Genomic DNA, 23,848 nt, shown 5'->3' with positions numbered 1-23,848 from the left:
CGTTCGTGTGGGAGGTCATCAGCGGCCCCAGCGCAGGGCGGGGGTCTCGACGGGGGCGTCCCACAGCCGGGTGAGCTCCTCGTTCAACCGGCAGACCGTGATCGAGAACCCCCGCATGTCGAGGCTCGTCACGTAGTTGCCGACGAGGTTGCGCGCCGCCCGCGCGCCCTTCTCCGCCAGGTGGTCCACGACGGTCGCGTAGGCGACGTACAGCTCGATCAGCGGCGTGCCGCCCATGCCGTTCAGCATGACGAGGGTGTCGCCGGAGATCGGCAGGTCCTCGTGGATCGCGTCCATCGCCAGGTGGACCAGTTCGCGGGCCGGGCGCATGGCCGAGCGCGTCCGGCCGGGCTCGCCGTGTATGCCGATGCCCAGCTCGATCTCGGTGTCGGCGAGGTCGAAGGTGGGCATGCCCGCCGCGGGCGTGGTGCAGGGGCTCAGCGCGACCCCGAAGGAGCGGCTGCGGGCGTTGACCTCCCTGGCCACCCGCGCGACCTCGGCGAGCGGCGCGCCGGTCTCGGCCATCGCCCCGGCGATCTTCTCGACGAACAGCGTGGCGCCGGTGCCCCTGCGTCCCGCCGTGTAGAGGGAGTCGCGCACGGCCACGTCGTCGTCGACCAGCACGCTCTCCACCTGAACCCCCTCCTCGCCGCTCAGCTCCGCGGCCATCCGGAAGTTCAGCACGTCGCCCGTGTAGTTCTTCACGATGTGCAGGACGCCCGCCCCGCCGTCCACCGCCGCGGTGGCCTCGATCATCTGGTCGGGCACCGGGGAGGTGAAGATCTCACCGGCGCAGGCCGCGTCGAGCATGCCGTACCCCACGAATCCGGCGTGCAGCGGCTCGTGCCCCGACCCGCCGCCGGACACCAGGCCCACCTTGCCGGGGCGCGGCCCCGAGGCCCGGAACACGATCTGGTTGTCCACGTCCACCCGCAGCCCGGGATGGGCCGCCGCGACGCCGCGCAGCGCGTCGGGAACGACGGACTCGACATCGTTGATGAGCTTTTTCACAGTTCCCAAACTCGCCCTGTTCGCGGGCGATGGCAAGCATCGGCCGTGACCGCGTCGGCGCCCCGCAGGCCGAGGGCGCCCTCCCTACCCCTTTTCGTAGTTGATCCAGTGCACTCCATAGCCGGCCTGTTCGAGCCCGGTCACCGTCTGCCGGATGTCGTCCTCCCGGAACTCCCGCCACACCTGGAGCAGCGCCTCGATCGGCTCCGGGAGGGCGACGTTCTCGTACCGGGCGGGGGTCCCCCACTCCACGAGGACGCCGGGCGGCTCCGGGCGGTTCGCGGTGTCGGCCGAGGCGCTTATCGGATGCCAGTGGAGGGTGTGCCCGTCGAATCGCGCGTCGAGGATCACCATGCCGATCGCCGGATGTTCCTGCGGCATTTCGAGTGCTATGTGCAGATCGCGCTCTTCCCAAAGGACGAGAAGACGCGTGGCCTTCAGTACGGATGGAAGCAACCCGAGTGTCGCTATTGCCGAAACCGCGTCGGCGCCACGGTAGAAGGGGCGGCACTCGACAGACCCGATGTACGAATTGTCCATGTCCTCGGCCAGAATGTGCACCTCGGGCGGGGGACTTTGGCCGCACACCCGAAACCGGGCATCCATCGCTTTAATCAACATGGCGGGCAATAGCTCCGCAATATCTGGCATTTACCCAGTATTACCGAGAGGCCGGTGGGACGATCGGGGTATGCGGGAACAGTGGGTGGCAGCCCTCCGGTCAAGACTCGGCGGTGACGGCGGTCCCTACGCGCTGCTGGATTCGGCGGTACTGACCGAGGCGGTCGAACTCTTCGAATCCACGGCGCTTTCCCGTGACATTCCGCAGACCTGCCATCTCGTCGGGACGCTGCACTGGCGGCGCGCCGAGTTGCTCGGAGACGAGCGCGCCGAGCGCGAGATCGCCCTCGCGTCCAGGCTGCTCCTGGTGGTGCACCAGGCGGGTTCGGGGGGACGGCTGCCCGAACCGCTGCTGAGGAGTTTCTCAAGGTCTCCCAGGATATGGAACGACGGCGGCATGACCTGGGAACGCCTCTTCATGATGATCGAACCGCTGCTCCGGAACGGCGGCGATCCGTACAGCGCGAGACTGGTGGTCGCCGCCGCGCGCAACGCCGTGCGCGGCACCCGCCCCGGCCATCCCGAGCGGGTAGGTCACCTGGCCCTCCTCGGCGCCGCGCAGAACCGCCTCTTCGAGTGTTCCGGGAACATGGCCGCGCTGGAGGAGGCCATCGAGGTGGGGAACCAGGCGGTGGCGGAGGCACATACGGACGAGGAGAGGGTGAGGTGCCTGAACGGCCTCGCCACCAGCCTGCGGAACCGCTTCGAGCGCACCGGCGACCTCCGATCGCTCCGGGAGGCCGTCGACGCCGGCCGGCGGGCGCTGCGCGTCACGCCGCACGGTTACGACCGGCGCCATGTGGTCCTCGACACCCTGGGCACCGCGCTGCGCGTCCTGTACGAGCTCACCGGCGACGCGGCGTCGCTGGACGAGGCCGTCGAGATGGCCTCCGCGGCGGTCCAGGCCGTGTCGCGGAACGTTCCGGAGGCCGCGGTCCTCCTCACGAACCACAGCGCCGCGCTCAGGGCGCGGTTCGAGCGCACGGGCGGGCAGTCCGTCCTGAACGAGGCGATCACGGCCGCGCGCAGGGCGGTCGGTGAGGCGCCACCCGGCACCCCGCTCCACCTGGCATGCCGCCACAACCTCGGCGGCCTGCTCAAGGCGCAGTTCGAGCAGACCGGAGACCTGCCGGCGCTCGACGAGGCCATCGAGGTGACGCGCGAGGTGGTCCGCGCCACACCGGGGGACCATCCCGACGCCCCGCTGTACCAGTCGGCCCTCGTGGGGCAGCTCCTGGTGCGTTTCGAACAGGACGGCGACCTCGCGGGACTGGACGAGGCGATCTCGTTCGGGCACGCCGCGGTCGAGGCGGCGCCCGAGGACCACCCCAACCGGGCGTTCTTCCTCAACAACCTCGCCGTCGTGCTGAAGGCCATGGCCGGGCACACCGGCGACCTCTCCCTCCACGAGCGGGCGATCGGGTTCCAGCGGCTGGCGGCCGGTACGGCCTCGGGCGGCAAACGGGCCGGGATCCTGACGACCCTGGCGAGCTCTCTGCAGGCGTACTTCGACCGTACGGGCGACACGGCCGCGCTGGACGAGGCGATCGCCGTCGGCCGCGACGCCGTGGCCGAGGCGCCGGAGGACAGCCTGTTCAGGGCGCCCTGCGAGGTCAATCTCTCCGGTTCGCTGTACGCCCTGGGCCTGGCGAAGGGCGACGACTCGCTGGTGGACGAGGCGATCGGTCTCCTGGAGGCCACCGCGGCCAGGGAGAGCGCCCGGCCCGCGATCCGGGTCGAGGCCGCCAGGCGCTGGGGCAGGATCGCGATGAGCATCGGCCGGCGGGAACGGGCGGCACGCGGATTCGCCGCCGCCGTCGGGTTGCTGCCGCGCCTCGCGACCCGAGGTCTCGTCCGGGCCGACGCGACGCGCTGGATGGCCGAGTACGGGCGGCTCGCCGGGGACGCGGCGGCCTGCGCCCTGGAGATCGGACGGGTCGACCAGGCGGTCGAACTGCTTGAGACGGGGCGGGGGGTGCTGCTGGCGCAGTCCATGGAGGCCCGTGCCGACCTCACCGACCTGAGGGACAGGGACGCCGCGCTCGCGGACCGGTTCGCCTACGTGTGCGGGCGGCTCGACGCCGACGACACCTCGGGCGATCCCGCGGACGGCCCGGACCGGCGCCGTGAGCTGGCCGAGGAACTGGCGGCACTGGTCGAGCGCGTCCGGACGATGCCCGGCCTGGACAGGTTCCTGCTGCCCCCGAGCGCGGCCCGGCTCGCCGCCGAGGCGCACGGCGGCCCGATCGTCATGATCAATGTCAGCGGGTACCGGTGCGACGCGCTCATCCTGACCACCGCGGGCGTCCAGGTACTGGAACTCCCGGACCTGCGCGCGGCGGACGTCCGCGAGCGGCTCACCGAGATGCACGACGCCCTCGGGGAGAGGCGGCCCTCCAGGCGCGAGGACGAGACCGAACAGGTGATGCTCGCCACGCTGGCCTGGCTCTGGGACACCGTCACCGGCCCGGTCCTGGAGCGGCTCGGGATCGAGGCCTCTCCCGGGGAGGGCGAGGAGTACGGCCGTGTCTGGTGGGTGCCCTGCGGCCCGCTGGCCTACTTCCCCCTGCACGCGGCCGGCCATCATCTCGACGAACCCGCCCCGCACCGCCGGACCGTGATCGACCGGGTCGTGTCCTCCTACACCCCCACCGTGCGGGCCCTGGCCCACGCCCGGGCGCGGCACGCGCGGCGGGCGGCGCGGAGCGGCCCGCGCCGCCCGCGCGTGCTGGCGGTCGTCATGCCTCAGACTCCCGGCACCACCGACCTGCCGGGCACCCGGCGGGAGTTCGAACAGCTCACCGGGCTCTTTCCCGCCCTGGACGGGCTGGTCGGCCGGGACGCCACCCACGACGCCGTCCTGTCCCGCCTCCGGGCCGCCGCCTGGGCGCACTTCGCCTGCCACGCCGCCACCGACCCGGTGGACCCGTCCGGCAGCCACCTGTTGCTCCACGACCACGCCCGCAGGCCGCTCAACGTGCTGGAGATCTCCCGGCTGCGGCTGGAGGAATCCGAGTTCGCCTACCTGTCGGCCTGCAGCACCGCCATCACCTCGGTCGATCTGGCCGACGAATGCATCCACGCCGTCTCGGCCTTCCAACTGGCCGGATACCCGCACGTCGTCGGCACCCTCTGGGAGATCGGTGACGTCGTCGCCGCGGAGATCGCCGCGAGCTTCTACGAAGACCTCGCGTCGAGCGGCTACGATCTCGCCCGCGCCGGGGCCGGCGTGCACCGCGCGACGCGCCTGGTCCGCGACCGGTACCCCGGCACCCCGACCCTGTGGGCCGCGCACATCCACACGGGCGCGTGACGACGGACCCGGGATCGGCGCTTCGCCCCGTACCGGAGACTCCACCGGATCAGATCGTCCAGATCATTCAGATTGTCCAGATCGTCTGGGAGGTATCGCACTTCATGGGTCTCGGTCTGCCAGAGAAGCTGGCCGCACTCTGCAGGGAACTCGACGACCCCGTCTTCCAGGATCAGGCGCGGGCCGGGGGAGGAGCGCACCTGCTCACGCGGCTCCGGCGGGTGCTGCGGAACGGGGAGGACCACCCGTGCCTGGAAGCCGATCTGGACGAGCTGAACCGCCTGATCGAAGAGGTCGAGGGGGAGGGTTTCTACCCCGGCGCGCGCCGGTCCTACAGCCCTCTGCCCGGCGGCTCCGCCACCGCGGGCGGCGCGCGCTGGTGGACCTGCCCCACCGGCCGGTGCTCGGGTTTCGGGCTCGTACGACGCGGCCGGCCGACGCCTGCCTGCGCGGTGACGGGCGATGACCTGGTGGCCCGGCCGCTGACGTCGTGAACGGCTTTCTCGGCGAGATCGGCAAGAAGATCGCCGAACGCTGGGTCGCCCTGCTGGCCCTGCCCGGCCTGCTGTTCCTGGCGGTCGCGGTCACCGGCTGGAGGCTGGGCCACCGCCACGCACTGGAGACGGCCCGCCTGACGGAGCAGATCACCGCCTGGTCCGCCGACCCCGGGATCCGCTCTCCCGGCGGCCTCGTCCTGATCATGGTCGTCTGCGTCCTGGGAGCGGTGGCCTCCGGCCTCGCCGCGACCGCCCTGGGTCACGCGACGGAGCGGCTCTGGACACTGCGGGGCGCCCGAGCCCCGGCCCGCTGGCTGGTGACGCTGCGGCGGCGGCGCTCGGCCAGGGCATCGCGGCGGGTCGAGCGGGCGACCACCCCGGGCGCCGCCGCCCTGGCCATCGCCAGGGCGGACCGGATCTGCCTGCTGGAGCCCGACCGTCCCGCGTGGATCGGAGACCGCCTGCGGGTGCCCCGCGTCCGCGTCGCCGAGGTCTACGGCCTGGACCTCGACGCCTGCTGGCCCCGGCTGTGGCTGATCGTCCCCGAGGACGTGCGCCTGGTGCTGGCCGCCGCCCGGGACTCCCTGTCCGCCGCGGCCCGCCTGGCGGGCTGGTCGATCCTCTACCTGGTTCTCGCCCTGTGGTGGTGGCCCGGCGCCGTCGTCGCCGTCATCCTCTTCGTGACCGCCTGGTCCCGGGCCCGCGCCTCCGCCGAGACCCTCGCCGACCTGGTGGAGGCGACCGTGGACCTGTACGTCGGCGACCTGACCACCCGCCTGGACCCGGCCCGGCGGGCGGCTCCCGCGTCCGGTCACCTCCTGACCACCCTTCTGCGGAAGAGCCGCTGGGATCCGGCCCATCCCCTCACCCCTCCGGTGGACCCCCCGCCCTGACACTCCCCGCCGAGCCGCTCCACCTCTCGCGGGGACGGGCGCGGCCCCGGTACGCGAAGGTGGCGGGCGGCGGTGGCGCTGTAGGAGGATCTGCCCAGGTCCTATGCCCTTGGAGGCGTCATGTCGGTGTTGCGGAACCTGGTCGAGAGCATCCGGGACGGCGGGATCGAGGTGATCGACCTGACGGCGCCGCTGTCGCCGGAGACGCCGATCCTGCGGCTGCCGGAGCCGTTCGGCAACACCGTCCCGTTCGAGCTCAAGGAGATCAGCCGCTACGACGACCGCGGCCCCGCCTGGTACTGGAACGACATCGTGACGGGCGAGCACACCGGCACGCATTTCGACGCGCCCGTTCACTGGGTCACCGGCAAGGACGGCGAGGACGTCTCGCGGGTGCCGGTCGACCGGCTGATCGCCCCGGCCGTGGTCCTCGACTTCGCCGCCGAGGCGGCCGAGGACCCCGACTTCCTGCTGGAGATCGCGCACGTCAAGGCGTGGGAGGAGGCCAACGGGCCGCTGCCGGAGGGCGGATGGCTGCTCTACCGCACCGGCTGGGACGCCCGCTCCCACGACCAGGAGCGCTTCCTGAACGCGAACGAGACGGGCCCGCACACGCCCGGCGTCTCGGTCGAGTGCGCCCGGTGGCTGGCCGGGGAGACCGCGATCGCCGGGCTGGGCGTGGAGACCGTCGGCACCGACGCGGGCGCCGCCCACGGTTTCGACCCCGCCTTCCCGTGCCACTCGTTCCTGCTGGGCGCGGGGAAGTACGGCCTGACCCAGCTGCGCAACCTCGACCGGCTCCCGGCGACCGGCGCCGTGGTCGTCGCTCCGCCGCTGCCCATCGCCGGAGGCTCGGGCAGCCCGCTGCGGGTGCTGGCCCTGGTCGAGAGGTGAACGCCGCCGAGCTCGCGGGGCGGACCCTCGCCTCACGAGGCTTCGGCCGCCAGGCGGTCACCGTACGGGAGCGGAGTATGTCGCCGGGGCGGACCGGCGGGGGCCGCGACCGGCCTCCGCCGGTCCGCGTCGGGGGTGGTTCGCGCGCACGGAACGCGGTGGCCGGAGGAGGCGTCGCGGGGACGTCGGGCCCGGCCACGCGAGGGCGTCGGGATGAGGGGCGGGGGCGGAACGGGGGAGGTCGGGCCGGGGGGAGAGCTGAGGTACGGTTCAGCCATGGCTGAGATCGTGTACCCCCCGGTCATCGGGGCGGCGTTGACCGTGTTCCGCGCGCTGGACCTCAAGATCCGCATCGAGGGCGCGGACCGCATCCCGCGGACCGGCGGGGCCGTGCTGGTCAGCAACCACATCAGCTATCTCGACTTCATCTTCGCCGGTCTGGCCGCGCGTCCCTCCGGGCGCCTGGTGCGTTTCATGGCGAAGAAGGAGGTGTTCGACCACCGGATCTCCGGGCCGCTGATGCGCGGCATGCACCACATCCCGGTCGACCGCGCGGCCGGGGCCGCCGCGTTCGGCGCGGCGCTGAAGTCGCTCAAGGGCGGCGAGGTCGTCGGAGTGTTCGCCGAGGCCACGATCAGCAGGTCCTTCACGATCAAGGAGATCAAGAACGGCGCGGTCCGGATGGCCGTCAGCGCCAAGGTGCCGATGATCCCGGTCTCCCTGTGGGGCACACAGCGGCTGTGGACCAAGGGCCACCCCAAGAAGCTGCTGCAGCGGCACGTGCCGATCACCATCGAGGTCGGCGAGCCCATGTATCCCCAGCGCGGCGACGACTACGACGCCATCACCGTCGACCTGCGCGAGCGCATGGCCGAGATGCTCGACAAGGCGCAGCGGAGCTACCCGGAGATCCCGCCGGGCGTCTGGTGGCAGCCCCGCCACCTCGGCGGCACCGCGCCCACTCCCGAGGAGGCCGCCAAGCTGGACGCCGACGAGGCGGAGGCCAGGGCGATCCGTCACAAGTCATGAACAGGTAGTTCGCAAGTGGCGTGTCTCATGATTTCCCCATGAGCAGCGCATTCGAGGACCTGGCAAACGCCTTTCAGCCGGTACCGGCCCCCGGGCCGGGACGCACACCCGGGAAGATCGGCATGGCCGTCCTGCTGATCCTCTGGGCGGGGCTGGCCGTGCTGCCCTTCGTGGTCGCGGTGCCCGGCCTCAAGCTCGCGACGGGCTCGATCGGCACCCCGGGAACGCTCACGGTCGTCTCGTGCGAGGACCTGGGCCAGGGCCGCTACGACTGCGAGGGCAGCTTCGCGCCCGACGGTGGCGGCGACGCGATCCCGGTCGACGCCTCGCCCGACTCCAGCGCCGGTGACGTCAGGCGGGCGCAGCTCACCCCCGAGGGCGACCGCGCCGTGCCGACCGGCACCTCCGGTGTCCTGGCCGCGCTGACCATGCCGTTCCTCGGCGTCGGCGTGCTGGGCTTCCTGCCGTACGTCCTCCTCCACGTTCTCAAGGCGCGGCGGGGCCGCCGGGCCGCGGTGGTCCTCGGGTGTCTCCTCTCGCTCGTCTCGCTCGTCGGCGTGGTCGTCGGGATGGTCGCCGCCTACTCCTGAGCCGCTCCCGAGTCGCTCTCGAACTGCCTCTGAGCCGCTCCTGAGCTGCTTCCGAGTTGCTCCTGAGCGCGGCGAGGCGTGCGCGGACGTCCGGCGGCGTGTCCCGGCGCCCGTTCGGGAGACGGGCTGAGGACAATCGTCGGATGGAGAAGATGACGGACGCCGAATGGCGTGAGTTCGTGATGACGGGGACGCGTACCGGCAAGCTCGGGGTGGTCAGGGACGACGGCAGGCCGCACGTGACGCCGATCTGGTTCGTGCTCGACGGGGACGACGTGGTGTTCACCACCCACGAGAGCAGCGTCAAGGGCAGGAGCCTGCGGCGCGACCCCAGGGTGGTGCTGTGCGTGGACGACGAGAACCCGCCGTTCTCCTACGTGATGATCGAGGGCATCGTCACCCTCTCCGCGGACACGGACGAGCTGCTGAAGTGGGCCACCGAGATCGCCGGCCGCTACATGGGCCGCGAGCGCGCCCGCGAGTTCGGTGAGCGCAACGGCGTGCCGGGGGAGTGGCTGGTCCGGCTCCGCGTCGGCAAGGTCGTCGCCGACCGCGGCGTGACGGACTGAGGGGTCCTCGGGCACGCTTTCGGGCGCCCGAGGTTCTTCCCTCCTCCCCGTCCAGAACCAGCGGAGCAGGCTCGGCGGGGACGAATCTGGTCGAAATTCGAATTTTTAAACACGGTGGTGAGCTGCTGGAACGCCCGATTTGGGGTGTCGTGCACTTATTTTGCTTGCATGGGTCCGCTGGAAGCGGGCACTCTTTCCCGCGCCCTCGACAGAGGACCACGACCGGGCGGTGGTCCTCGGTCTCGGCGGCGGGCGTAGGCACCCCATCGACGCCCCCGCTGGTTTCGGATCAAACCAGATGGAGGACAAGGTGACGAGAACAACCCCCGGCAGGTCCAACGAGGTGTCGTCGAGCGGATCGGGCAGAACACCACGGCGCGTTCCGCGCCCGATGGTCCTCGCCACCGCCTTCGTACTGGCGGCCTCGGGCGGCGTCGGGGTTTCCTCGGCCTCGGCGGCCTCGCCGCCGCCCGCTCCCACGCCGCCGGAGACGCCGACTCCCAGCGTGACGGTGACGGCGAGCGAGACACCCACCCCGGATCCCACGCTGACACCGACTCCGACGCCCACCGCCACGCCGTCACCGCCCCGGGTACCCCGGGTGGCGTTCCCCGGCGTGCTGCACGGCGAGTTCGTCCTGCCGGCGAAGGACGGCTGCGGCTTCACGGTCTTCGCCCAGACCGGTGAGGCGATCGCCGTGGCGGAGGACTCGATCACGGTGCGAAGCCAGGACGGCTTCGAGAAGGTGTACGCGATCGCCGATTCCACCAAGTCCCTCTCGGGACGGCGGGGCAACACGATCAGGCAGGGTGACTGGGTCTCGGTGACCGCCACGACCACGACCACGGGCGGACCGGCGACGGACGGGACGACGTCGAGCGCGCCGGCCGCGGACGAGCCGGCCAGGAGCGTACCGACCACGACCGAGACGCCCACGAGCACGCCGACGGCGAGCGAACCGCCTGCGAGCGAGACGCCCACGAGCGAGCCGACCGTGAGCGAGACGCCCACCAGTGAGCCGACGGTGAGTGAGACGCCCACGGACACGCCCGCCCCGAGCGACACGCCCACCCCGACCGAGACGCCTACGAGCCCGCCGGCCACGGGTGAGACGGCGACGGCCGCCTACGTCTTCGACCTGACGCGGCCCAACAAGAAGTTGTGGCGCGGCGGCGATCGGTGGGCCGTCGGCCAGTGGCGGTCCGGTCAGTGGCGTGAGCCCCGCCTCTGCCCCACGCCGCCCGTCGTGACCCCCACGCCGCCTCCCTCTGAGACCCCGCTCCCGCCCTCGGAGACTCCGGCGCCTCCCTCCGAGACGCCGGGCGTTCCCACCCCCGAGCCGACTCCCCCCGTGACGGAGACCCCCACCCCCACCCCGACCCCGACTCCCTGAGCGTCCGGGGACCGAACGCGGCCGTCACGCGGCCCTGACCTGAGCCCTTGAGGGGCCGCGCCGAGGATCCCGAGACCGTCCGGCGCGAGGTGAGGGGCCCCGGGAACCGATGACGCGCGGCTCGCGAGGACGAGGCCCGGGTCTCCGATCGGAGACCCGGGCCTCGTCGTCCCACGTCGCGACCGGCACGGCGCTCCGAGCCGAGACGCGGCCGGGCGACGAATCCGAACTCCGTGAACTCCGTGAACTCCTTGAAGCCGAACTCCTCGGAGCCGAGGCCGTGGAGAGACCGCCCACGATCCCCCTGGAGCCGAGTTGACCGCGAAGTCCGGAGCGGAGTCCGAACCCGTGATGTCTCCCCGGACCTGTATCCCGAGCCGCTGCGCGCGGAGATCGACGAGCTGAACGAGCAGATCTTCCACGACGTCAACATCGGGGTGTATGAGGCGGGCATGGCCACCACCCAGCAGGCGTACTCGCGGGCCTACGACGCGCTGTTCGCCCGCCTCGACGCGTTGGAGGAACGTCTGGGGACCCGCCGCTATCTGGTCGGCGACACGATCACCGAGGCCGACATCCGGCTGTTCACCTCGCTGGTGCGCTTCGACGTGGTCTATCACGGGCATTTCCGGTGCAACCGCTCCAAGCTGACGGAGATGCCCGCGCTGTGGGACTCTCAGAAATATGGGGGCATCGCCCCCATGTCGTGGTTCTTGGTGATCGTCATACTTGACGGCTGTGAACCCTGCGAGCCCGTCCGTCGTCGTGCCGCCCCGAGGCCGGGCGGCGGCTCGTCCCGCCGTTCCAGCCGTTCCAGCCGTTCCCGAGACGGCTCGCCCGGCCGCTCCCGCCGGTTTCGCCGTTCCTGACGCGGCTCGTCCCGCCGTTCCAGACGCGGAGGGTTCTGTCGCTCCCGACGCGGAGGGCCCTGTCGCCGGAGCCGGTACGACGGAGGCCGCCGTGGACATGTCCGGCGTCCCGGCTGGGCGGGACGCGCCCCTGGTGGACGCGACCCTGTCGGACGCCGTGCGCCCGCTCGTCCGGCAGGCGGTGGAGCGGCTGGTCGCCGGCGCGGCGCGGCTGGAGGGCGGGGCCGGGAGTCCCTCGGTCCGGGAGCGGTTCGCGACGGACCTGACGGCCAGGCTCACGCGGATCGCCTCCCGGGTCCTGGTGTTCGAGCTGAACGCACGGCGGGTGCGGGGGGAGCTGTCCGGAGCCACCCCGGCCGAGCGGTTCGCCGATTTCGTGGACCGGGTGGGCGGCGAGAAGGGGCTCGCCGGGCTGCTTGAGGAGTATCCCGTCCTCGCCCGCCTGCTGCGCCAGGCCGCCGACCAGGCGGTGGAGGCGGGGCTGGAACTCCTGACGCGCTTCGCGGCGGACCGCGAGCACCTGCGGGAACTGCTGGGGGGCGATCCCGGGGGCCTGGTGGAGTTCTCCGCCGTCGGCGACAGCCATCTCGGGGGGCGCGCCGTCACCATGGTGACCCTGGACGGCGGCGCGAAGGTCGTCTACCGGCCGCGGCCGGTCCAGGCGTACCAGAATTTCGCCGAGGTGCTCGGCTGGCTCAACGAACGGCTCCCCGGCCTCGGCCTGAGCGTCCCCCGCGCGGTGCGGAGGGAGGGCTACGGCTGGACCGAGTTCGTACCGGCCGGGCCGTGCGCGGACGCGGCCGGGGTGGAGCGGTTCTACACGCGCGCCGGTGCGCTGCTCGCCCTGCTGTACGCGCTGAACGCCGTCGACGTGCACTACGAGAACCTCGTCGCCCGCGCGGACCAGCCGGTGCTGGTCGACGTCGAGACGCTGTTCCACGCGGCGCTGCCCGCGGAGGCGTCCGCCGACCCGGCGCTGCACGCCCTGCGGGACTCCGTCCAGCGCACCGCCCTGCTGCCGAGGATGATGGTCGGCGAGCAGGGCGCGCTGGACGTCTCCGGCCTGGGCGGGGACAAGGACGGGGCGTACCCGTTCCTGTCCGCCCAGTGGGAGGAGGCAGGGACGGACACGATGCGGCTGGTGCGCGGTGTCACCCGTTTCGCCGGAGCGGCCAACCGCCCCACGCTGGACGGGGTGGACGCCGACCCGGCCGACCACGTGCCGAGCCTGCTGGCCGGTTTCCGGCGTGCCTACGACGCCATCGCGGCGGGGCGCGACGAGCTGCTGCGCGGGCCGCTGGCGCGGTTCGGCCAGGCAGAGGTCCGCGTGCTGCTCCGGCCCACCCGCTTCTACGGCGAGCTGCTGACCGAGTCGACGCATCCGGACGTGATGCGGTCCGCCGCCGACCGGGACGAGGTGTTCGACCTGCTGGACGCCGTGTCGGCCGGCGACCCCGCGCGGTCGGCCGCGGTGCCGTCCGAGCGGGCAGACCTTTGGGCGGGGGACATCCCGTACTTCGGCGCGTCCCCCGGTGAGCGGGAGATCCGCGACGGCGGGGGCAGGGCACTGCCGTGGCGTCCCGAGGAGAGCGGGCTGGACCTCGTGGCCGCGAAACTGGCCCGGCTGGGCGCCGCCGACCGGGAGAACCAGGAATGGATCGTCCAGGCGTCGATGGCCGCCCGCCACCGGGGCGGGCGGCACGCGCCCGGCCAGCCGTCCGGGGCGCCGCTGCCCGCCACGGTGCCGCATCCGGCGGCGCTCGTGGCCGCCGCGCGGGGCATCGCGGACCGCCTGTGCGCGACCGCGCACCGCGACGGCCGTACCGTCAACTGGCTGGGCCTGGAGCCGGTGGAGGACGGCCGGTGGACGATCATGCCACTGGGCGCGGGGCTGTCCAGCGGGTACCTCGGCGTCGCGCTGTTCCTGGCGCAGGCGAGCCGCGCCACCGGGATCTCCCGCTACATGGACTTCGCCCGGATGGCGGTACGGCCCCTGCCGGGGCTGCTGGAGCGGATCGCCGCGCACGAGGTCCTGCTGCGAGCCGTGGGCTGCGGGGGATTCGGCGGCCTCGGCGGCATCGCGTACGGCCTGTCGCGGCTCGGCGTCCTGCTCGGCGACGCCGAGGTGGCGAGCTGGGTGGAGCCCGCGGTGGAGGCGGCCGGCGCGGCGGTCACCGACGAGGCGCCGCTGGACGTCCACGACGGCCTGGCCGGGTGCCTGGCCGCGATGCTCGCCGTCCGGGACGGCCCGGGGGCGGCCGCGGCCGGTCGCGTGGCGGCGGCGTGCGCGGAACGCCTGGCGGCCGCTGCGGTCGCTGCGCCCTCAGTGCCCTCAGTGCCCTCAGTGCCCTCGGCGTCCTCGGCGTCCTCGGCGTCCTCGGCGTCCTCGGTGGCGGAGCTGCCGCCGGGTTTCGCCTTCGGCGCCGCGGGCGTGGGGTGGGCGCTTCTCAGGCGGGGGCCGAGCGCGGACGGCGCCCGCCTGCTCACCCGCGCCGCCGCGCGGGCGCTGGAGGAGGACACCTGGTGCCACGGCCGGGCGGGAGTGCGCCTGGCCCTGTCCGACGTCACCCTCCCCGGTGATGACGCCGGCTTCCCCGGTGATGACACCGGCTTCCCGGGTGATGACGCTCTTCCGGGTGGTGACGTCGGCCTCCTGAGGGATCCGGCGGTGTCCCTGATCTCCGATGTCCCGCTGGGGGGACACGGCCTGTGCCACGGCGAGGTGGGGCGTCTGGAGACGCTGAGCGCTCTCGCCCGGCGAGGCGACCCCGTGGCGCGGCGGTCACTGCACCGCCACACCGGCAGGCTGCTGGCCTCGCTGGACACCTACGGAGCGCGGTGCGGTACTCCCCGCCACGCCTCGACCCCGGGCCTGCTGGACGGCCTGGCCGGTATCGGTCACGGTCTGCTCGGGCTGGCCCTTCCCGAGATGACACCGTCGGTGCTGCTGTTGCGACCGGCTGACGAAGGAGAGATCCGTGGACTCTGAGAACCGTTCGACCGCCGGGGAGCGGGCCGCGTCGTGGCAGGACCGGCTGGGCGCCCCGGCCGGATCGATCGTGATCAGGCTGGCCGGGGTGTCCCCGGTGACCCGCGCGCTGGTGCTGGCCGGCCTGACGACGGGGGCGACGATCGCGTTCGGCTCACCGGACACCGCGGCGCACACGGTACTGGCCATGGGCGGGGACGAGACCATCGACCCCATCTCCATGAGTGCCCGCTAAATAGCATTTTTCGTGACATGGCGGCAGTTAACCTGTCGTCATGTCATTTATCTCCCCCATTCTGGTCGGACGCGAAAGGGAATTCGAGCAGCTCCACCGGCGCCTGGCCGCCGCGCGAGAGGGCCGGGGTGGCGCGGTCTTCCTGCTCGGCGATCCCGGAATAGGCAAGTCCCGCCTTTCCGCGGAGTGCGCCTACCAGGCGTTCGACACGGGGATGACCACGTTACGGGGACGAGGTGGAGGCGTCAGCGCGGACATCCCGTTCAAACCGCTGTGCGAGGCGCTGCTCTCCTACACCAGGACCAAGGAGCCGCCGGACGACCCGGCCCTGATGCCCTACCTGCCGGCGCTCACCAAGCTGGTCCCGGAATGGCGCAGGGCGGGGGTCACCGACCACCTGGAGTCGGTGATGGTGCTGGCCGAGGCGGTCCTGCGGCTGCTGGCCGTCATCGGGCGGGACGGCGGCTGCCTGCTCGTCCTGGAGGACCTGCACGACGCGGACGCCGACACGCTCGCCGTCGTCGAGTACCTGGCCGACAACCTCGCCGGGGTGCCCGCCTTCCTGCTGGCCAACCTGCGCAGCCACGCCGGGCCGGCGCGGTCCGTCGCCGAGGCCTGCGCCCAGCGGCGCACCGCGGCCCTCGTCGAGCTCGCGCCCCTGCCGCCGGAGCAGCTCGCCCGGCTGACCGCCGCCTGCCTGGAGGTCCCGCCCGGCGACCTGCCCCCGCAGCTGCTCACCCGTCTGGAACGTGACACGGCGGGAGTCCCGTTCGTCGTCGAGGAACTGCTCGCCGCGATGGCCGACGTCGGCGCCCTGGAACGCGACGGGCGGCGTTGGCGGCTGAACGGCGACCCCGCGATCGACGTGCCGACCACGCTGGTGCGCAGCATCACGCTGCGCGCCGCCCAGCTGAGCCCCTCCGCCCGGGAGCTGCTGCACACGGCGGCGGTCTTCGGCTCCCGCTTCCCGATCCCGATGGTCCAGGAGGCCACCGGCCTGGCCGACCGCGAGGTCATGGAGTTCCTGCGCGCGGGGACGGGTGCGCGGCTCATCACGCCGGACGACTCCGCCGGTGACTGGTACGCCTTCCGTCACGCGCTGATGGCCGAGGCCCTGCGCTCCTCGCTGATCCCGGCAGAGCGGGCGTCGATCGCGCGCCGCGCCGCCGACGCCTTGGAGCGCCTGCACCCCGGGCTGCCCGGTGAGTGGTGCCAGATCGCGGCCACCCTGCGCCTGACCGCCGGAGACACCCTCGGCGCGGCCGGCCTGCTCGCCGACGCCGGCCGCCGCCTGCTGGACGACGGCGCCGCCGACCTGGCCGTCACGCTGCTCGAACGCGCCTACGCCATGCTCGAATCCGCCCCCGCCGACCTGCGGGCGCGCGTCCTGCAGGGGTTGCTGCACGCGCTGACCGAGAGCGGGCAGGCCGACCGCGCCTTCGCCCTCGCCAAGGACCTCCCGATCAGCGGCGACCCGGCGATGACCATCCCGCACGAGATGGACCTGCGCACCAAGCTGGCCTGGGTGGCCGCCGAGATCGGCGGGACCGCCGACGGCCTGGCGCACGTCGCGGCGCTCCGCAGGCTCCTCCAGATCAACCCGGACGAGGCCCGTACGGCGGCCATCGACGTGATCGAGGCCCAGCTCATCGTCCCCGACCACGGGGTCCTCCAGCAGAGCCCCCAGCGGATGGCCGCCGCCGAGGCCCTCGTACGGCGGGCCGTGGAGGTCGCCGAACGCGTCCCGCTCCCCGAGGTGGCCTGCCAGGCGTGGGAGCGGATGGCGATGTTCTCCCGGACCCGCGGGTTCGACGAGCCCGACCGGTGCCTGACGCGGGTGGTGTCCATCGCCGACGCCCACGGCCTGAGACTGTGGAAGCTGCGGGCGATGCTGCGCCTGGCGGGCAACCACGCCCTGCGCACCGGCGAGCGGGAGCCGCTGGAGGAGGTCGACAGGGCGGCGGCCCAGGTGGGCGCGATCAGCCTGGTGCACGCCGCCCGCGCGTCCCTGGTGATGACGGGGGTGCTGCGCGGCGAGTACGGCGACGCCCACGAGCTCGCCGTCCCGTGCGTCGAGTCCACCATCCGGCTCGGCCACACCGCCTACACCCAGTACCTCCTGCTCGCCCAGGCCACGCTCGCGGCCCACCAGGCCAGGCGCGCCGACATGGAGGGCGCGCTGGAGCGGTTCCGCGCGTGGGGCGGCGAGAGCAGCCTGCACATGCCGGTGGTCTACGGCCTGTGCCAGGCGATGTGCGCGCTGCTGGAGGAGGACCGCGACCTCTGCGGCGAGATGCTGACCAGGGCGCGGGAGTGGGAGGACGACAACCCCACCATCTACTACCTCACCGGCAGGTACGGCCTCGGCGTGCTCGTGGACGTGCTCGCCGGCCGGGCGGGCGCCGCCGATTGCGACGCCGCGGAGACCGCCTCGGCCGCCGAACTGGCCTGGAACCGCGCCTTCCTCCACCTGGCCAGGGCCGTGCTGCTGGGCCGCCGGGGCGACCCCGAGGGCGCGCTCGCCGCGTTCGGCAGGGCCGCCGAGGCCGCCCGGCTCTTCCCCCTCGCCCACCACCTGGGGCTGCGGCTGGTCGCCGAGGCGGCCCTGGCGGACGGCTGGGGCGAACCGCTGGTCTGGCTGCGCACCGCCGAGGAGTACTTCCACCAGGCGGGCGTCCCCGCGGTCACCGGGGCCTGCCGGGCGATGCTGCGCGGGGCGGGCGCGGCCGTGGCGCAGCGCCGTACCGGACGGGAACAGGTGCCGAGCGGGCTGCGCGCCCAGGGCGTCAGCGTGCGGGAGTACCAGGTGCTCGCCCTGCTCGCCGAGCGGCGCGGCAACGTCGACATCGGCAAGCGGCTGTTCATCTCGCCCCGTACCGTGGAGAAGCACGTCGCGAGCCTGCTGCAGAAAACGGGCCTCCCCGACCGCGCCGCCATGTACGACCACGCGGCCGAGCTGCTACGCCCCACCTGACGCGGCCACCTGCGTCAGACCCCGGTGTACGGGTACGCGTCCGATGCCCGCATGACCCGTCGGTGTACGGGTACGCGGCTGATGCCCTCACGTCCCCCGCTGTACGGGCACGCGGCCGAGCCGATGAGCCGCGGTCCCGCCCGATGCGACCGACGCCCCCATGACCCCCTAGGGGCCCGCGCGAATATGGGGGCGGCACCCGCATGTGGCCGGCGCCGCGCGTCGGCAGAGTGCCAGCCATGAGCGGAGACGGAAACACCCCGGGGGCGGCGCCCGAACTCGGCGCCGCGTGGTGGGCGGGCGGACTGACGCTGGCCGAGCGGCTGGACCGGACCGGCGGAGACATCCCCACCGGCCGGTCGCCCGAGTCGGTCGGCGAGACCGCGCGCTGGCGGCTGCGGGAGTGGCGGAACGCTCACGGGCTGCTGGAGAGCGGGCAGTTCGACCGGCGGCTGGCCGCGGCCGGGCTGACCGTCGACGAGCTGGCCTCGCTGCTGGACGAGGAGCCCACCGCGCTGGCCGGCCGTACCGCCCGGCCGGACTGGGCCGTACAGGCCGCGGAATCGATCGCCACGGCGCGCCCGACGCCGGCGCCGCGAGCCGAGGCCGTCGCCCGTGCGGACAGGATGCCCGCCGAGGCCGTCGCCCACGCGGACGGGACGCCTGCCGAGGCCGTCGCCCACGCTGATGGGATGCTCGCCGAGGCCATCGCCCCTGCGGGCGGGACGCCTGCCGAGGCCATCGCCTTTGCGGGCGGGATGTCCGCGGGGGAGGGGTTCGCGACGATCGTGGCGCCGTTCGCCGAGGGCGCGCTGCGGCGCCTGGGCGACGCGCTGGACGTGTGCGGCCCGACCGTCCGGGCGGACGCCCTGCTCGCGGCCTGGAGCACTGAGCTCCGGCAGCAGCTCGTGGCGCCCGCGTCGCGGACGCTGGTGCTGGAGCTCAACGTCATGCGCGTATCGCGGCGGCTTGAGGGGGCGACGCCCGAGGAGCGGTTCGCGGACTTCGTCCGGTGGTTCGGGCGCCCCGAGGCGCTCGCCGCGCTGTGCGAGGAGTACCCGGTGCTGGCCAGGCTGCTCGCCCAGACGGCCGACCGGTTCGCGGTCGGCCGGATCGAGATGCTGACCCGCTACGCCGAGGACCGCCCCGACGTCGTACGGACGCTGCTGGGCGGTACCGACCCCGGCCCGCTGACGGCGGTCGAGGGCGGCGGCGACACCCACCAGGGCGGCCGCGCGGTGAGCGTCCTGACCTTCGAGAGCGGCGCGCGGGTGGTCTACAAGCCGCGCCCGCAGGCCGTCCACCGGCACTTCAACGACGCCCTGGCCTGGCTCGACGAGCGCGTAGCGGGCCTGGACCTCGTCCGCCTGGCCGTGCTGGACCGCGGCCCGTACGGCTGGGTGGAGTTCGCGCCCCACCTGCCGTGCCGGGATCGGGAGGAGGTCGCCCGCTACTACCACCGGCTCGGCGCGCTGCTCGCGCTGCTGCACGCCCTCGACGGCGCCGACTTCCACTGCGAGAACCTGATCGCCTCCGGAGACCAGCCCGTGCTGGTCGACCTGGAGGCCCTGCTGCACCCGCTGGTGCCAGGGGCGGGGATCGAGCGTCTCATGGAGGACCCGGCGGCGCTGGCCCTGGAGTCGTCGGTGAGCCGCAGCGGCCTGCTGCCCGAGCTGATGGTCGGCGAGGACGGCGTGATCGACCTGTCCGGCATGGGCGGCGACAAGGACGCCGTGCTGCCGATGAAGACGCCGGCCTGGGCCGGACAGGGCACCGACGAGATGCGGCTGGTCCGCGAGAACATGGTCTTCCCCGGGGTGCGCAACCGCCCGCGCCTGGGCGAGGACGCGGCCGACCCCGCCGACCACCTCGACGACCTGCTGGCCGGGTTCGGTGCCGGCTACGAGGCCATCGTGGCCGACGCCCCCGCCCTGGTCCGGCTGATGACCACGTTCTCCGGCGACGAGGTCCGCGTCGTCCCTCGGGCGACCCGCACGTACGGCAAGCTGATGATGGAGTCCACCCACCCGGACGTGCTCCGCCACGGCCTCGACCGCGACCGCGTGCTGGACCACCTGTGGGCGATCACCCAGGGCGACCGCACCCGTGAGCGGCTGATCGCCCACGAGGCGGAGGACCTCTGGGCGGGCGACATCCCGATCTTCACCACCCGGCCCGGCAGCCGCGACCTGTGGAGCTCCGGCGGCGTCCGGATCCCGGACGCCCTGCCCGAGCCCAGCCTGAGCCGCGCCGTCCGCAAGGTCCTCTGCATGGGCCGGGAGGACCGCGCCCGCCAGGAATGGATCATCCGGGCGTCCATGGTCACCCGGGACCGCTCCGGACTCGCCGCCCTCGCCACCGACACGACACCCCCCGCCCAGGCCCCCGTCCCCGCGACCGTCCCCGTCCCCGTCCCCGTTCCCGTTCCCGCGACCGTCCAGCCGGACAAGGCGCACCTGATCGCCTCCGCCTCCGCGACCGTCCAGCTGGACGAGCCCCGGCTGATCGCCTCCGCTTCCCAGGTCGTCCAGCCGGATGAGGCCAGGCTGATCGCCGCCGCCCGGGATGTCGCCGACCTCATCGACCGCCAGACCTGTTCCTCCGGACCCGGCGGGCGCGTCAACTGGCTCGGGCTGGAGCTGATCGACGAGAAGTACTGGAGGTCGCAGCCACTGAGCTGGGACCTGTACGGCGGCTACCCCGGCGTGGCGCTTTTCCTGGCGCAGTGCGCCTCCGTCACCGGTGAGGAGAGGTACGCCGACCTGGCGCGGCGCGCGGTCGTCCCGCTCGCGAGGCTGGCCGACGACCCGCCGGAGGAGGGCGTCATGGGCGCCTTCACCGGCCTCGGCGGGGTCGCGTACGCCCTGACCCACCTGGCCGTCCTGCTGGACGACCCGGTGCTGGCGCGGCCGGTCGAGGACCTGGTCGAGTCGTGCGCGAAGGCGGCCGGCCAGGACGAGGCGCTGGACGTCATCGTCGGCGGCGCCGGCACCCTGGCCACGATGCTCGCGATCCACCGGGCCACCGGGTCGCCCGCGGCCTCGCGCGCCGCGGAGGCGTGCGCCGAACGCCTGCTGGCCACCGCGGTCCCCACCGGGGCCGGAGTGGCCTGGCACACGCCCATGAGCGACGACCGGCCGCTGACCGGCTTCTCCCACGGCGCCGGCGGCATCGGCTGGGCGCTGCGCCGCTACGCCGAGGCGGGCGGCGACCCGCGCGCCCGTGACACCGCCCTGGCCGCCTTCGCGTACGAGAGCGAGCACTACCGGCCGGACCTGCGGGGCTGGCCCGACTACCGGCAGGGACAGGGCGGCGACGACATGCTCCACGCCTGGTGCCACGGAGCGCCCGGCATCGGCCTGTCGCGCACCGGCGGCCCGCCGCCCGAGTACCTGGACCTGGACCAGAACCTCAGCCGAGACCGAGACCGAGACCGAGACCGAGACCTCGACCGGGACATCGACCGCGCGCTCGCCGCCGAGCTGGCGCGCGGGCCGATGGCCAACCACAGCCTCTGCCACGGCGAGCTGGGCAACCTCGAACTGCTCGTCCGGCTGCGCCACCGGCCGGAGGCGGCGGAGCTGCTGACGGCCCGCACCGCCCACCTCCTCGACGACCTGGCCCGCCACGGCCCCCGCTGCGGCGCGCCCGGCGCCGCCCCCACCCCCGGCCTGATGAACGGGCTGGCCGGCATCGGGTACGGCCTGCTCAGGCTCGCCAGGCCCGAACACGTCCCCTCCGTGCTGCTGCTCGACGCGCCCGCCGGGGGTGAGCGCTGATGGGCAGGGTCCCGCTGCGACACCAGCTCACCTCCACCGAATGCGCCGCGGCCTGCCTGGCCATGGTCGCCAGCTTCCACGGCAGGGACACCCGGGTCGCCGAGTGCCGGGAGACGCTCGGCATCGGACGCGACGGCGTGTCCGCCGCCCACCTGATCGCCGCCGCCCCCCGCATGGGCCTGCACGCGCGAAGCGAGCGGACGGAGCGCCTCGGACCCGTCGAGCAACCGGCCATCGCCTACCTGGCCGACCACCACTTCGTCGTCGTGGAGAAGGTCAACGCGCGGCGCGTCCGCCTGGCCGACCCGGCCGGCGGCCGCCAGTGGCAGAGCCTGAAGGACTTCGACCGGCGCTTCGGCGGCGTGCTGATCCACGTGTCGCCCGGCCCCGGGTTCGTCCGGCGGCGCACTCCCATGCGGGAGTGGCTGATGCTCCGCTACCTGCGCGACTTCGTGGCGATGCCTGGCAGCCGGAGCCTGCTCGCCGCCGTACTGGCCTGCGCGACCGTGCTGAAACTGCTCGCCCTGGTACTGCCGCTCGCCACCCAGCAGGTCGTCGACACCTTCGCCCCCGACCGGCGGACGGACATCCTGCCGCTCTTCGCCACGGTGGTGCTCGGCACCACCGTCCTGGCCGGGCTGACGACCCTGCTGAGAGAGATGGCGGTGCTCACCCTGCGCGTCCGCGCCGAGGCGACGCTGGGACGGCAGCTCATCCGCCACATGCTGCGGCTGCCACTCTCGTTCTTCATCCAGCGCCGCAGGGGAGACCTGCTCGCCCGGCTCGGCAGCGTCTCCACCACGCGCGAGACCGTCACGCAACGGCTGCTGATCCTCGTGCTGGACGCCGCGCTCCTGGTGGGCTACCTGATCGGCCTGGCGATCCTCGCCCCCGGCTACGTGCCCGTCGTCGTCGCCCTGGGCGCCGCCCACGTACTGCTGGTGGTACGTGTCTCCTCCCGGGTCGCGGCCGTCTACCAGCGGGAGCTGTCGGCCAAGGCCGAGGAGCAGAGCTACCTCACCGAGACCCTGGAGGCCGTGGTCCCGGTCAAGGCCAACGGCGTCGAGGGACGGGCCGAGCAGCACTGGGCGCGCCTCTTCGACACGTACCGCGGCGCCCTGGTCGTCCGCGGCCGGATCACCGCCGGACTGGAGTCCTTCCACCAGGCCCTCACCGTCGCCGCCCCGCTGCTCCTGCTGCTGACCGGGCTCGGGCTCGTCCTGAACGGCGGCATGACGATCGGCACCGCGCTCGCCGCCAGCACCGTCGCCCTAGCCGTGCTCGCCCCCCTCCAGGGGCTGGCCAGCGCGGGCCAGAGCTACCCGATGCTGCGCAGCCAGATCGAACGGGTCTACGACATCGTCGACGCGGACGAGGAACCCACCGGCCCCGTACGCCTGCCCGCGCACGCCGCCAGCGGCATCGAGGTCGAGGAACTGGTCTTCCACTACCAGGCCGACGCCCCGCCGGTGCTCAGGGACCTCACCTTCACCGTCCCGCCCGGCACCAAGCTCGGCATCGTCGGCCGTACCGGCTCCGGCAAGAGCACCGTCGCCCTGCTGCTCCTCGGCCTGCTGCGCCCCACCACCGGCACGGTGCGCCACGACGGGCACGCGCTGGACGACCTCGACGTCCACGACCTGCGCTCCCGCTGCGGGGCCGTCCTGCAGGACCTCAACCTGTTCAACGGCACGATCATGGACAACCTCACCCTCGGCCGCGAGGACGCCACCGAGGAGGAGGTGGTGCGCGCCGCCCGCGTCGCCGGGCTGCACGACGACGTGGAGGCCATGCCCATGGGGTACGGCACCCTCGTCGGCGAGGCCGGCGCCGCGCTCTCGGCCGGGCAGCGCCAGCGGGTCGCCCTGGCCCGCGCCCTCGTCCACAGGCCTCGCCTGCTCATCCTGGACGAGGCCACCAGCCACCTCGACCCCGAGACCGAACGCCGCGTCGACGCGGCGCTGTCCGGGCTTGAGGTCACGCGGATCGTCATCTCACACCGGCTGAGCGCGATCCGCGACGCCCACAACATCCTCGTGCTCGACCGCGGCCGCGTCGTCGAGCGGGGCACGCACGAGGACCTCGTCGCACGAGAGGGGACCTACCGAGAGCTGTTCGCGCACGACGCGGCACCCCGGCAGCGCGCCGGGGCACTGAACGCGTGAGGCGCGCCGGGTCCCATGGACCGATCC

Annotated in this window: 16 protein-coding genes; 14 read left to right on the top strand and 2 right to left on the bottom strand. The window is 73.4% G+C overall.

What is annotated here, in order from left to right:
* Nucleotides 1-18: 18 nt before the first annotated feature.
* Together dhaK and ACSC1Q_RS01185 are read right to left on the bottom strand one after the other, a co-directional pair.
* Nucleotides 19-1,011 (bottom strand): dihydroxyacetone kinase subunit DhaK, encoded by a 993-nt coding sequence (dhaK, locus tag ACSC1Q_RS01190; protein ID WP_436756756.1) that lies wholly within the window; start codon nucleotides 1,009-1,011, stop codon nucleotides 19-21.
* 84 nt (nucleotides 1,012-1,095) lie between these two features.
* The gene (locus ACSC1Q_RS01185; protein ID WP_436756755.1) at nucleotides 1,096-1,662 is read right to left on the bottom strand and encodes a hypothetical protein; all 567 of its coding nucleotides are present in this window, start codon (nucleotides 1,660-1,662) and stop codon (nucleotides 1,096-1,098) included.
* Between the two features lie 40 nt (nucleotides 1,663-1,702).
* Here ACSC1Q_RS01185 and ACSC1Q_RS01180 point away from each other — a divergent pair, with 40 nt between their 5' ends.
* The 14 genes from ACSC1Q_RS01180 to ACSC1Q_RS01115 all read left to right on the top strand — a co-directional run bounded on the left by ACSC1Q_RS01180 (nucleotide 1,703) and on the right by ACSC1Q_RS01115 (nucleotide 23,821).
* On the top strand, nucleotides 1,703-4,945 hold the full coding sequence (locus ACSC1Q_RS01180) for a CHAT domain-containing protein (RefSeq protein WP_436756754.1): 3,243 nt from the start codon (nucleotides 1,703-1,705) through the stop codon (nucleotides 4,943-4,945).
* A gap of 104 nt (nucleotides 4,946-5,049) precedes the next feature.
* On the top strand, nucleotides 5,050-5,439 hold the full coding sequence (locus ACSC1Q_RS01175; protein ID WP_436756753.1) for a hypothetical protein: 390 nt from the start codon (nucleotides 5,050-5,052) through the stop codon (nucleotides 5,437-5,439).
* Entirely contained in the window at nucleotides 5,436-6,335 is a 900-nt protein-coding gene (locus ACSC1Q_RS01170) for a hypothetical protein (RefSeq protein ID WP_436756752.1), read from the top strand. Before ACSC1Q_RS01175 ends, ACSC1Q_RS01170 begins: the two co-directional genes overlap by 4 nt.
* Nucleotides 6,336-6,455: 120 nt before the next feature.
* Nucleotides 6,456-7,229 (top strand): cyclase family protein, encoded by a 774-nt coding sequence (locus ACSC1Q_RS01165; RefSeq protein WP_436756751.1) that lies wholly within the window; start codon nucleotides 6,456-6,458, stop codon nucleotides 7,227-7,229.
* Between the two features lie 276 nt (nucleotides 7,230-7,505).
* Complete coding sequence (locus ACSC1Q_RS01160; RefSeq protein WP_436756750.1) at nucleotides 7,506-8,258, top strand: lysophospholipid acyltransferase family protein; 753 nt, start codon at nucleotides 7,506-7,508, stop codon at nucleotides 8,256-8,258.
* A 38-nt stretch (nucleotides 8,259-8,296) separates the two neighbouring features.
* Nucleotides 8,297-8,848 (top strand): hypothetical protein, encoded by a 552-nt coding sequence (locus tag ACSC1Q_RS01155; RefSeq protein ID WP_436756749.1) that lies wholly within the window; start codon nucleotides 8,297-8,299, stop codon nucleotides 8,846-8,848.
* Nucleotides 8,849-8,991: 143 nt separating this feature from the next.
* Complete coding sequence (locus ACSC1Q_RS01150) at nucleotides 8,992-9,417, top strand: PPOX class F420-dependent oxidoreductase (protein ID WP_436756748.1); 426 nt, start codon at nucleotides 8,992-8,994, stop codon at nucleotides 9,415-9,417.
* Between the two features lie 310 nt (nucleotides 9,418-9,727).
* Complete coding sequence (locus tag ACSC1Q_RS01145) at nucleotides 9,728-10,810, top strand: hypothetical protein (protein WP_436756747.1); 1,083 nt, start codon at nucleotides 9,728-9,730, stop codon at nucleotides 10,808-10,810.
* 242 nt (nucleotides 10,811-11,052) lie between these two features.
* On the top strand, nucleotides 11,053-11,679 hold the full coding sequence (locus ACSC1Q_RS01140; RefSeq protein ID WP_436756746.1) for a glutathione S-transferase C-terminal domain-containing protein: 627 nt from the start codon (nucleotides 11,053-11,055) through the stop codon (nucleotides 11,677-11,679).
* Nucleotides 11,680-11,776: 97 nt separating this feature from the next.
* Nucleotides 11,777-14,668 carry a type 2 lanthipeptide synthetase LanM family protein gene (locus ACSC1Q_RS01135; protein ID WP_436757223.1) on the top strand — a complete coding sequence of 964 codons (2,892 nt, stop codon included), beginning with the start codon at nucleotides 11,777-11,779 and terminating at the stop codon, nucleotides 14,666-14,668.
* On the top strand, nucleotides 14,658-14,903 hold the full coding sequence (locus ACSC1Q_RS01130; RefSeq protein WP_436756745.1) for a hypothetical protein: 246 nt from the start codon (nucleotides 14,658-14,660) through the stop codon (nucleotides 14,901-14,903). The genes ACSC1Q_RS01135 and ACSC1Q_RS01130 overlap by 11 nt, the downstream gene beginning before the upstream one ends.
* A gap of 40 nt (nucleotides 14,904-14,943) precedes the next feature.
* Nucleotides 14,944-17,877, top strand: a complete 2,934-nt coding sequence (locus ACSC1Q_RS01125; RefSeq protein WP_436756744.1) for a helix-turn-helix transcriptional regulator — start codon at nucleotides 14,944-14,946, stop codon at nucleotides 17,875-17,877.
* A 239-nt stretch (nucleotides 17,878-18,116) separates the two neighbouring features.
* On the top strand, nucleotides 18,117-21,656 hold the full coding sequence (locus tag ACSC1Q_RS01120) for a type 2 lanthipeptide synthetase LanM family protein (RefSeq protein ID WP_436756743.1): 3,540 nt from the start codon (nucleotides 18,117-18,119) through the stop codon (nucleotides 21,654-21,656).
* On the top strand, nucleotides 21,656-23,821 hold the full coding sequence (locus ACSC1Q_RS01115; protein WP_436756742.1) for a peptidase domain-containing ABC transporter: 2,166 nt from the start codon (nucleotides 21,656-21,658) through the stop codon (nucleotides 23,819-23,821). The genes ACSC1Q_RS01120 and ACSC1Q_RS01115 overlap by 1 nt, the downstream gene beginning before the upstream one ends.
* The last annotated feature ends 27 nt before the right edge of the window (nucleotides 23,822-23,848 follow it).

The organism is Streptosporangium heterodermiicola (assembly GCF_051390675.1).
Taxonomy (GTDB): Bacteria; Actinomycetota; Actinomycetes; order Streptosporangiales; family Streptosporangiaceae; genus Streptosporangium.
Note: the sequence above shows the minus strand (reverse complement) of the source record. Positions and strands in the feature narration are given on the sequence as shown.